The sequence below is a fragment of the Lysinibacillus sp. NPDC047702 genome, assembly GCF_050272555.1.
In the GTDB taxonomy this organism is placed as follows: domain Bacteria; phylum Bacillota; class Bacilli; order Bacillales_A; family Planococcaceae; genus Lysinibacillus.
Genome location: NZ_JBNNMG010000032.1, coordinates 45,259 through 53,657, shown reverse-complemented (window position 1 = coordinate 53,657; position 8,399 = coordinate 45,259). Strand labels below are relative to the sequence as shown.

The 8,399-nt window shown below is 37.2% G+C and carries 6 protein-coding genes and 1 pseudogene; 2 read left to right on the top strand and 5 right to left on the bottom strand.

Translation table 11 applies throughout. The features are described from left to right. Positions 1–302 precede the first annotated feature (302 nt). The 5 genes and pseudogenes from ACQKIM_RS15790 to ACQKIM_RS15770 all read right to left on the bottom strand — a co-directional run bounded on the left by ACQKIM_RS15790 (position 303) and on the right by ACQKIM_RS15770 (position 6,347). Positions 303–1,307, bottom strand: a complete 1,005-nt coding sequence (locus ACQKIM_RS15790) for a polysaccharide deacetylase family protein (protein ID WP_427545538.1) — start codon at positions 1,305–1,307, stop codon at positions 303–305. After that, positions 1,295–2,041, bottom strand: a complete 747-nt coding sequence (locus tag ACQKIM_RS15785; RefSeq protein ID WP_427545536.1) for a hypothetical protein — start codon at positions 2,039–2,041, stop codon at positions 1,295–1,297. The genes ACQKIM_RS15790 and ACQKIM_RS15785 overlap by 13 nt, the downstream gene beginning before the upstream one ends. Continuing rightward, complete coding sequence (locus ACQKIM_RS15780; RefSeq protein ID WP_427545534.1) at positions 2,022–3,695, bottom strand: GNAT family N-acetyltransferase; 1,674 nt, start codon at positions 3,693–3,695, stop codon at positions 2,022–2,024. The genes ACQKIM_RS15785 and ACQKIM_RS15780 overlap by 20 nt, the downstream gene beginning before the upstream one ends. Positions 3,696–3,938: 243 nt before the next feature. Then, positions 3,939–4,359: pseudogene (locus ACQKIM_RS15775) on the bottom strand (SACOL1771 family peroxiredoxin). Between the two features lie 377 nt (positions 4,360–4,736). Continuing rightward, positions 4,737–6,347 (bottom strand): Na/Pi cotransporter family protein, encoded by a 1,611-nt coding sequence (locus tag ACQKIM_RS15770; protein WP_427545532.1) that lies wholly within the window; start codon positions 6,345–6,347, stop codon positions 4,737–4,739. Positions 6,348–6,602: 255 nt separating this feature from the next. Here ACQKIM_RS15770 and ACQKIM_RS15765 point away from each other — a divergent pair, with 255 nt between their 5' ends. Together ACQKIM_RS15765 and ACQKIM_RS15760 are read left to right on the top strand one after the other, a co-directional pair. Next, positions 6,603–7,175: an NUMOD4 domain-containing protein gene (locus ACQKIM_RS15765; protein WP_427545530.1), complete on the top strand. Its 573-nt coding sequence runs from the start codon at positions 6,603–6,605 to the stop codon at positions 7,173–7,175. 504 nt (positions 7,176–7,679) lie between these two features. Then, positions 7,680–8,381 carry a ZIP family metal transporter gene (locus ACQKIM_RS15760; RefSeq protein ID WP_427545528.1) on the top strand — a complete coding sequence of 234 codons (702 nt, stop codon included), beginning with the start codon at positions 7,680–7,682 and terminating at the stop codon, positions 8,379–8,381. The last annotated feature ends 18 nt before the right edge of the window (positions 8,382–8,399 follow it).

Here is an 8,399-nt window from a genome sequence, read left to right as displayed (position 1 = left end):
CGGGGATTCAGCGTCACAGATGAGACCCTGGAGCGAGCAGATTAGGGGAACGAAGGCTAAAACCGTCACGTCCTGTGACAACGCCTTCGTGACCAGCCTCCTGTTGCCCCAAGCGGCTCATCGGACGCCCCCCAGGAAGCTTTGCTCTGTGCGAAAGCGAAGCGACAGCAACAAAGCACTCAGTCGGAACGGAGATCAACCCCTCGTTTTGAAAAGGGGCTATACTTTTTAATTTGTCACCTTGATTTAATTGACATAATAGTATTTCAACAACATGGCAAACTAGAGCATTTTCTAGTTTGCTATTTTTTCTGTTTAGATAAATGATGACAAAGCTCTGCCACCTCGTACATGGCATAACTTTTATAGTTATATTTTTGAGATAACTCTTGATAATACTGTAAGATCTCTTCAAGCATGGCTAAGTTTTTGCCTAATTTCTTGCCAAAATTATGAGGGTGCCACCATAAGTGATAAAATGTCTTTGTTGTCGCAGCCTCATGCATTGCCTCTTTAATACGTTTCATTTTTAAGCCCTCTAAAAAACGTAAAGAGCTGCAATATGGTCTTAAGAATGCACTTGAGTGAATATTAATCAATGTATCCTTTTGCATTTCCTCTAAAGTGACCAAATGATTTCCTGTTATATTCATATAACTATCCATCCATTTTTTGATTCTTATTGATCGACTAACATTTTGAGAACTATATAATGTATGATTTTCATTTCCGCGATAGCATATCAAACCCACTTCTCGACATGCTGCAAAATAGGCTTTATTCACCTGATTACGTGGAAAGACAATCGACTTCATTGGTCCAGTAGACTCCTCACAAATCATTGCAGTAGCATGTAAATCGGAACGAAAATCGGCTTCAGTTTGACCCTTTTCTAAACAATAGAAATGAGAAAATGTATGGCTTCCAATCTCCTGATGAGGGGTACATTTAATTCTCTCAATTAAGGATTTACCAAAATGTAAAAGATCTTGTTCTTCATTTTCTCCAACCTTGGCAAGCTGCATATGAGCTGCATAGCGCATATTGTCATATTTCACTGGGATTCCCCGTAAATAATGAGCCATTTCCGCCTTTGACTCTGCAAATAACAGTCCAACCGTAGCCCAAGTCGCATGAATGCCGTATTGTTCAAATAACGCTAAAATTTTAGGTAATGCCTGGCGTACACCATTAATGTTTTTATTGTATTGCCCATATCTAAATGTATCATGGACACCCCAATTCAACTCAAAATCCAATGATATTACTAGACCCCCATGATTAAGTTCGATTGCTACTTCCTCCATTTTTGCACACCCAATAACAGTGCACTAATTTTGGAATGAGCAATATAACCAGAATAAACATTGACTACCTGTCCACCAAAGCTTAACTTAAATTCTCGAACATTTTGATCATCCGTTAGCTTCCCCATATCATATAAAACAAATCCTTGCTCCTTTAGATGTAATAAATTATGCCAAAGTAAGAAGCGATTGGCGTAACGGATAGGACGTTTTAAATGATCGGGCGTCGTTTGAGAATGACAAGTGGCAACATAATAGGACATTGCCTTTTTAGCATGTACAATATCAAGTCTATAGCATAAAGTTTGTCCACAAATGCTTCGAATTTCAGACAACCATAAAGCTCCCTTTCTATTTAACAGCAGAATGGCTTCCATTTGAGACTTACTGATGGATTCAAGTTTTTTTCTTTTAGCAAAATTATTATAAAACTGCTGAAAGGCTCGTAAATTTTCTTCAGATGGCTCCTTATAAATAAAAACTTGATAGGCTTCTTTTTGAGCTCGACGAAGTATTTTTCGGCTGCTTTCTGATAGTGCAAGATACAATGACAATGCACTTTCTGTAAGATGAATATGAACTGTCTCACTTTTAACAAGCTTTCGGCTCGGAACAAGTGAATGTGTATAGCCAATTACCTTCATTGATTTTCGAACATTTGCTGGCTTTTCTACAAAGTAAAAATGCTGCATTGCGATATTCCATCGCTTACTTTTAATGGACAGAATGAACATCGCCCCCACTCTCTGTGTTTTTTTCTACATGTGTTCGCTGAAAACGAGCACATTTGAAATGTTTCATTCGAGAAATAGGTTTATAGCCCAGCTTTATCAAGCGCTTCCGTTTACGCCATTGCCAAAAATTCGCTGTTATCCAGAGTGTTTGTGAAGGATAGATTTTTTGAAAAAAAGCTGTAATAATATCGATATTTTTATAAACATCATAGCTTAAAAAATAAGTCTGCTCTGGCAAACCCTCAACAATTTGCATTTTGTCTACATATAAAGAGGACGTATGTAAGGCAAACGCTGGCTGAGTCGTTTTAGCAAATGAATCTTTATATATAGTATATCCCTTATAAAATAGAGTAATGATTTCTTCCTGATTAAGCTGCATCGCCTCTTGTATGGACATTTTCTCAAACAAATCTCCTACAGGCCGTTGTGGCGGAACACTCTCTGATGGGGATAATTCATATACATTCACTTGCCTAAAACGAATAAACTTTTCTACGAATAGTTGTCCATATTCTAGCCAATCTTTGACTTTTCCATACTTTACTAAGTATCGTAATTGCTCTAGCGTATTGCGCCTCCATTTAACGAAGCGCTGATTCTTTGTTACATATTCCTTTAGCCGTGCCTTCAAGGTATACATATTAGCCAAGATCTTTGCTCGACTCGTCCCACTGCTGACAAGCATTTGCCTTGTAAAGTCAATGTTTGAGCGCCAGTCAAATTTATATGGTTCATAGCCTATACTCATGTCAAACAAGTGGTAGTTCTCAGAGAAGGCTCGTTTAATATTCTCCTGATTTGCTATTCGACCAACGCTAAATATTTGAAAAATAGGCTCATAGGCAAGGGAATACGTCATATACCGCCCTCGACAGCAAAATCCATAGGTAAAGGCAATCCATTGATCTTCAAAAACTAGTGCGTCTACCTTCACTTGTAGCGCTTCTCCTTTTAGGAGCGTTAGACGTTCAAGAAAATCTCGCTTTTTACCTTTTCTATAAGCACTCGTATCTAACCGTTTAGTCCAACGTCCATCCAATAAATTAAACATTTCCAAAAGCTCGTCCTGAGAGGGGGTTTTCCTTATTAAAGAGCCTATATTTCGTAATGTTCTTTCTCGATGATTCATATTGTGCTTTTTACTACATTGATGAAAATGGGTATGGTAGTCTATATCGCGAAAGTCTATATACGGAGTTACTACTCGAAAAATACTTGGAGGTAGTTGCCTTTCTACAAAATATTGCTCTAATATCTTCGTAGACGCCTTGCTTTCTAGTAACCCATGAAATGAAAATAATAGATGCTTATGCTTTTTTATAAGCTGATCAAAGACAAAGGTTGTTGCAGATAACATGGATTCTTTTTGTGCTACAAGCCCAGAGTAATTTGAACTTTCTTCCCCTGCAAATGCATAGATTCGTATTCCCCAACGAAGTCGAATCGTAAATGGGAAAAAGGCAATAATTTGCCCATTATCTTCAACTGCATAAAGCTCTACACACTCTCTTCGCCCCATAGTTTTCCACCAATTATAAAACCAGGAAAACTCAATAAATGGATTATCATTGCCTTCAATCGCTAAAATGTCATCCCACATATTTTTGTACCACAAAAGCTCATCATCAGTTCTAATGCGAATTAGTTGCACATCAATCACCTTTCTTAGCAAACTTAGAACAGCCTAGTCTTAGATAAATCAACTTCATTTTTAGCACTTAACTCTATATATTCATAGAGATGATTTCTAGAACTTTTTTGGTCCAGTAATATAAAAAAAGAGGGCTATCGAGAAAGATAAATTCTTCTCAATAGCCCTTTCTTTTATAGCAAATATTCAAAATGCTAATTAGTGAAGTTCGAATCGAAATACCATCATTTTCGCTTTGAATCTCTAAGCCTGCAGAATCTGTACATGGCATTCAATTTGAACATTCCCGTTCAATGCCTTGCTGATCATACACGTCTGTTCTGCCTTTTCGGCTAAGCGGTAAATTCTTTTTAGTTCACGTTCAGAGAGACTTTGTACTTTAATACTTGGCTTATGGACAATTTTTTCATAGGTAAAAACACCATTGGTAACATCGACAAAGCCCTCAGCCTGCATAGATAGATCTAGCACCTCTATCTTTGAATTTTCTAGTAAAGCAGCCAGTGTAATTAAATAACGTAGCTGCCGCACCCAGTAGCATTTCATCCGGATTTGTACCAATTCCTGGTCCATTCATTTCCCGAGGAATAGAAATGTTCGTGTGCAGATTAGCTGCAGCAATTTCTCCCTGCCCATTTCTACCCTCTGCCCATTTTAACTGCATATGAAATACATGTTGAATTCTAAAAACCTCCTTTTGATGATGCCTGTTCAAATAACTTCTTTGCAGTTTAGCTTAGCAGATTTTCATAACAATGTGGTCACCTACTTTAGTGCAACTTGTAATGCAGTTCCCTGAGTGATTTTTCCTTTTATTGGAGCGATTTTCTTAGAGCCTGAGCGTTTTTTCCTCTCAGCTGAGCAGTTTTCTCAGACACCCGAGCGCTTTTCCCGCTCAGCTGAGCAGTTTTCTCAGACACCCGAGCGATTCTCCCGCTTACCAGAGCAATTGCTTTGGATACCCGAGCATCTTTCCTTTCTGACTTAATTGCAATAAAAAAATGCCCGCACTCTTTGCATAAACAAGAGTCGGGCATTTTTTTATTCTGTGGCAGCAACATTCTTTTCTGTTTCAGTATGGCGGTTTTTTTTCGTTGCTGTTTGATATTCTGCTAAACGTGCTGTTGTGCGCCAATAGTGATAGACTAGGCGATCGATCCATAGAAGCGCTTCCACTTTCGATACTGCTGTCTCTAACTCTACAACATTTTCAACAGAATGCTCGAAATAGGCATTTCGTTTATCTCGTCGCACAGCTGCCATCTCTGATGATGTTTCCTTTAATAGAACGGAAATCTCAGGCAAACGTTCATCTTCATCGATTATTGCTAAAACTTCCTCAAGTACCTCCAGCCATTTTTGTGTTAATGCAGATTGCAGCTGGAAGGCGCTTGGATTTTGTTCTCGTAATGCCTTTGTCAAACGAAGCAAGTGATCAAGTGCATGTAACAGTGAAATATGCTTATGACGATCCTTCGTGGCAGTCGATTGGATAGCATCCATAAACAGGCGTGTTTTTTCAATAGCATCATCAATCAGATTTAATTTACTTTCAGCTTCTGTTGTCATCTTTTTACTTCGAATAAGGGATACGATTACTGTTGTTAATTCCTTTGTGATGTCCTGTAGTGTATTAAAGGAAACCTCCACAGCTACCCCAGGAATTTTTGCCACATTATCATCCAGATTTCGCGTTAAATGATTACCCTTCTCTGGTATCATTTTTTCAATAGCTCTCGCAAACGGTCGGACAAACGGCACGAAAATAATGGCACCAATTACACTAAATAAAGTGTGAAAAACAGCAATACCTAATGTTTCATCAAAGCTGCCATTAATGAATGTTGTCACATTTTTCGTTAATGCAAACATCAATGTTGCACCAATTGTAACAATAATTGCTGTGGCGACGTTAAACAGGACATGCGTCATCGCTGTACGTTTTGCAGCAGTAGATGCCCCAATCGCAGCAAAAAGGGCTGTTGCAGTAGTTCCTATGTTTTGACCAATTACTAAATAGGCCGCCTGTTCAAAATCAATGGCTCCTGCATATAAAGCGGTTAAAGTGGCTGCAATCGCTGCACTTGAAGCCTGCATAATCACTGTCATGATTAGACCCAGCACAATTAAAATAAGCTGACCACCTATAGAATCCGCCTGAAATGAATCAAATGGAATTTGATCCTGAACAGATGCCATTCCTCCTTGTAATACATCAATACCTAAAAATAGTAAGCCAAAGCCTGTCAAAAGCCCGCCTATCGCTTTAAAATCACGTGGTGCTAATAATTGCACAAAGACACCGAGTGCAATAAAAGGTAATGACATTGTCTGCATATTAATTTTGAAGCCAATAAGTGAAATAATCCATCCTGTGCTTGTGCTACCTATATTTGCTCCAATAATGACACCAATTGACTGTATAAAGGTGAGCAGCCCAGCACTTACAAAACCAATTGTAATCAGAGTTGTTGCAGTAGAGGATTGAACAATCATTGTCATCAATGTACCTGAAAGAACCGAACTAATTGTTCCTCCTGTAAATCGATTCAACCATTTTTTTAGAGCATCCCCTGCAAGCTCCTTTAAACCGTTAGTAAGCATGGTCATCCCAAGTAAAAATAAACCAATGCCTCCTAATACATTTATCAAACTCCTAACACTCCCTACAAAATATAATGAATTGTTCATCATATGCAGTTAAACCATAGCTAAACCCTTTATGATGAACCTATATAATCAAACATTACTTAATATTACCATTATTAAAATTAAGAGGGTAGCAAACATTTCTTTTCTGATGCAGTTTTTTTCATAGAAGCTCTATCTTCTCACTGCTGATTTATAAAAACATTGACATTAAATTTATGGTAGAATAGAAAAAATGATTTTTTAGGAGATTTAATGATGATATTAACTAAGCAGCAAGCACTACAAGCACTAAATAAAAACAAATTTATCGGTTTTACTATTACAACAGGAAATATTATTATAAAAAAAATTAATAAGACCGATTACAATATATTCGTTTTTGAGGAAGAGAAAGAGAAACCTACGCACTATATAGGCTCTATTATGAACGTGATGGCAACAATGAGTGACAAAGCTTCTCAAAAGGATTTTGTTGTTGTGGATCAGCTCCCAGCACAACAGGAAGAAAAGGAAGAAACAAAAGATGAAAAAAATGCCGATTGCAATGAAGTCAGTCGTATGATTTCTGGATATGATAGTTTATATGAAATAACACAGAGTGGTCGAATTATTTCTGTACGTGAAAATCGCCCATTAACTCGATGCAATGATGAGTATGGCTTCCATATTGTCCGCCTAACAAAGGAAGGTACTGCAGCTAGTCATAATGTCTTTGAACTATGGCAGCAGGCATTTCCGGAGCTTGAACAAACTGCCTTTAAGGGTGCCTTAAAAGCAAAATATGGCACAGGCTGTAAATTAATAGATAAACCAGGTATTCACTTTTAACAGAAATATCCTCAGTACTGCTTCACTGAGGATATTCCTGTTTTTATGTAAAAGAAGGAAAGCTTAATTGCCTTCCCAGCATTTTTATGGTTTAAGAATTACTTTTATGCATTCATCCTCACGATTATTGATGATTTGATATGCTTTACTTGCTTCCTCCAGTGACAGCTTATGTAATAATCCCCCCTTGATTCCTACCCCTTTATAGAAATGCAAATCTGATTCATAGATGTAAAATTTACTAAAATATCATCCTTCTTTTTTTATTCGGATTCTTCTACATCTTTTACCTGTATATCTTTTATACCTTAATAGGGTTACTTTCCTCATGATGCATTTTCATCTATGAATAAATTATGTATTCAACAATCACTTTGAAATTTAGGGGCATTCACTTATTCGCAAATTAGGATCTTCTTCTTTTAAAACATACGATTATCATATTCATTTCTACTTAGCATATATTTTGTAATACGCTGAAAGTTTAGGATGAGGTGAAGAATTTTGCAGTTGAGTGCAATGGTACTTGGTGGTTTTCTTTTTTTCAGTATTAGCATAGGAGGAGCAATTGCGTGGGTGTTCTCGAAGCTTTTTCAGCATACATCCCAGGGCTTATCATTATTATGTGGCGGATTTCTTGTTGGCATACTAGTACTTGATATCGTTCCTTCTTCTTTTCACCTATATCAAGCATTTGGTCTAATCCTTGGCATTTTTATTGGTTATTTTATTTTTCAAATACTTGATACTATCTTTCATACCTCCCACTCGCAAAACCCTTCTGTCACCCTGCTAGCAATTGCTATGATCATACACACCATTCCCATTAGTCTTACTGTGGGAAATTTACTAGGGAATGCGGCATTAAGTATTACAATTACAGCTTCTATTATTCTGCATCACCTACCAGAAGGCTTTGCACTTTCAACTGCACTACTATCCCAGGGAGAACGACTATGGAGACTTTTTCTTTACTTCATCGTATTCTCTATTTTCTTTAGTATTTTCATATGGATTGGTCAATACTGGGATTTATCTGAAAAAGCACAGGGGGTATTAATGGGAATCTCAATTGGCTTAATTGCCACTACTAGTATATCTGAATTTATTTTGCATCATATTCGTTCTGTCACACTAAAGTCCTTGATAATTTATGTTTTTCTAGGCTATTTATTAAGCTATGTATTCCATACTTTAATTGAATAAAAAGCAATCCACTGATAA

Excerpts from the sequence above, each read along its gene's own strand:
- ACQKIM_RS15790 (WP_427545538.1), bottom strand. The coding sequence starts at position 1,307 with ATGGAGGAAGTAGCAATCGAACTTAATCATGGGGGTCTAGTAATATCA.
- ACQKIM_RS15785 (WP_427545536.1), bottom strand. The coding sequence starts at position 2,041 with ATGTTCATTCTGTCCATTAAAAGTAAGCGATGGAATATCGCAATGCAG.
- ACQKIM_RS15765 (WP_427545530.1), top strand. The coding sequence starts at position 6,603 with ATGATATTAACTAAGCAGCAAGCACTACAAGCACTAAATAAAAACAAA.